Below are 2500 nucleotides of genomic sequence, written 5' to 3'. Positions count from 1 at the left end.
TGCGCAGGCCGGCACGCACGACCTCGCTGGCATTGTTGTAACGCCCCGATTCGAGCTGCTTCTTGATGAAGCTCTCATAGTGGTCATTCAAAGCGTAATTTGGCATTGGCAACCTCTTGGAGCGAGTGCGGGATCGCGGTGCCTATATAGCAATAGATGTCAGCTATTGGCAAACTGGACCAATTCGGCCGGTGCTCATTTCCGGGATTCGTCCGGAGAGAATCAATTTGTCGCCTGATTCGGCATTGACTGAAATACCGCCTCGGCCACGACGGCACCGGCCAGCAGACGCGCAACTCGATACCCCGCATCCATCACGGTGCCAGATGCGCGCGGGATAGGTACGGAAGCCGGCTGAGTACAAATTCGTTTTATATCTTGACCTCCGAGACTGCGCCTTCCGGTTTGTGTATCTGTCTGCGATTTCGTTATGCGGCGAGGATACGAATGCGAACAGCCCGCCGGCGGGAGCCTGGCGGGCTGTTTTTGTCTTGTTAAGGCAGGTCCTTTTTAGCCAGGGTTTGTGTTTGTTGTCCCGGTGGTTGGCTGCCGTCTTTGCGTGCTGATGATGGCTAAGATCGATGGCGGCTGGTTCGAACGCAAAACGGCCCTCCGGGTTTGATTCTGGCGGGCGGTTTAATTTGGTTTTGGGGACAGGATTTGAGTTATCGGTCCTGCTGCGTCGGCAAGGCCTGCTTGCGGGCCGCTGATGACAGGTTCGAATCGCCGGCGACCACGGCAAAATACAAAAGAGCCCGCACGATGGCGGGCTCATTTGTATTTGGTTGCGGGGACAGGATTTGAACCTGTGACCTTCAGGTTATGAGCCTGACGAGCTACCGGGCTGCTCCACCCCGCGCCACCGATTTGCAAGCGAGAGCTTGCGAGAGGTTTGTCCGCCAAATGAAAGGGCCGCTTACGCGGCCCGTGTTTCCCGTTGGCGGGCCATGTTCAGAGAAGATTTCATCGCCTCGACCCAAAAACCGGCTTCGATTTTTGGAAAGTAGGATGTGACACATAAAACGTGCGTTTAGCAGACCTGGCAGCGACCTACTCTCCCGCGTCTTGAGACGAAGTACCATCAGCGCTGGAGCGTTTCACGGCCGAGTTCGGAATGGGATCGGGTGCAGCCGCTCCGCCATAACCACCAGGTCGGCAAAACGCACGTTAATCGAGAAGCTGTTTTTTGTGCCTTTGGAGTTCTTTTAGCCTGGCGCCTTTCGAAGCGAAGCTTCGCAAGGTCGACCGACCGTCGGCGCTTGTGCGCCGCACCCACGTAGCGCCGCCCGCAGGGCGGAACAAGCGTGAGTGAGAACAAACCATCTGACGAAGTCAGATGGACATAAGGAATGAGAACGATCAAGCCGATCGAACTATTAGTACCGGTAAGCTTCAAGCGTTGCCGCTCTTCCACACCCGGCCTATCAACGTGGTCGTCTTCCACGGTTCTCAGGGAATACTCGTTTTAAGGTGGGTTTCCCGCTTAGATGCCTTCAGCGGTTATCCCGTCCGGATATAGCTACCCTGCTATGCGGCTGGCGCCACAACAGGTCCACCAGAGATCCGTCCATCCCGGTCCTCTCGTACTAGGGACAGATCCTTTCAATATTCCTACACCCACGGCAGATAGGGACCGAACTGTCTCACGACGTTCTGAACCCAACTCACGTACCGCTTTAAATGGCGAACAGCCATACCCTTGGGACCTGCTCCAGCCCCAGGATGCGATGAGTCGACATCGAGGTGCCAAACAACCCCGTCGATATGGACTCTTGGGGGTCATCAGCCTGTTATCCCCGGCGTACCTTTTATCCGTTGAGCGATGGCCCTTCCACGCGGGACCACCGGATCACTATGACCGACTTTCGTCTCTGCTCGACTTGTCAGTCTCGCAGTCAGGCAGGCTTATGCCATTGCACTCAGCGAACGATTTCCGACCGTTCTGAGCCCACCATCGCGCGCCTCCGTTACTCTTTAGGAGGCGACCGCCCCAGTCAAACTACCCACCATACATTGTCCCGGACCCGGATAACGGGCCGCGGTTAGACATCCATAGTAATAAGGGTGGTATTTCAAGGGTGGCTCCACCTGAGCTGGCGCCCAGGTTTCAAAGCCTACCACCTATCCTACACATGCCACTACGAATGCCAATGTAAAGCTATAGTAAAGGTGCACGGGGTCTTTCCGTCTAACCGCAGGAACCCCGCATCTTCACGGGGAATTCAATTTCACTGAGTCTATGCTGGAGACAGCGGGGAAGTCGTTACGCCATTCGTGCAGGTCGGAACTTACCCGACAAGGAATTTCGCTACCTTAGGACCGTTATAGTTACGGCCGCCGTTTACTGGGGCTTCGATTCAGAGCTTGCACCCCTCCTCTTAACCTTCCAGCACCGGGCAGGCGTCAGACCCTATACGTCGTCTTGCGACTTCGCAGAGCCCTGTGTTTTTGATAAACAGTCGCTACCCCCTGGTCTGTGCCACCCTCCTCCACTTGCGTG

Annotated in this window: 1 protein-coding gene, 1 tRNA gene and 2 rRNA genes (2 of these 4 only partly in view); all 4 read right to left on the bottom strand. The window is 55.8% G+C overall.

Annotation, left to right across the window (positions count from 1 at the left end):
• A protein-coding gene (locus EN804_RS16250) for a type II toxin-antitoxin system ParD family antitoxin (RefSeq protein WP_127872300.1) crosses the window boundary here: on the bottom strand, positions 1 to 106 show its beginning. Its footprint begins 161 nt before the window's first position; only the first 106 of its 267 coding nucleotides appear in the window; its start codon is at positions 104 to 106; its stop codon lies beyond the left edge, outside the window.
• 676 nt (positions 107 to 782) lie between these two features.
• Positions 783 to 859: transfer RNA gene (locus tag EN804_RS16245), tRNA-Met, on the bottom strand.
• 178 nt (positions 860 to 1037) lie between these two features.
• Positions 1038 to 1152: ribosomal RNA gene (rrf, locus tag EN804_RS16240) — 5S ribosomal RNA — on the bottom strand.
• 203 nt (positions 1153 to 1355) lie between these two features.
• Positions 1356 to 2500: ribosomal RNA gene (locus EN804_RS16235) — 23S ribosomal RNA — on the bottom strand (it continues 1665 nt past the right edge of the window).

The sequence above is a fragment of the Mesorhizobium sp. M8A.F.Ca.ET.161.01.1.1 genome (genome assembly GCF_004792105.1).
GTDB lineage: Bacteria > Pseudomonadota > Alphaproteobacteria > Rhizobiales > Rhizobiaceae > Mesorhizobium.
The sequence above is the reverse complement of the archived record's forward strand: the minus strand, read 5'-3'. Positions and strand labels throughout refer to the sequence as shown.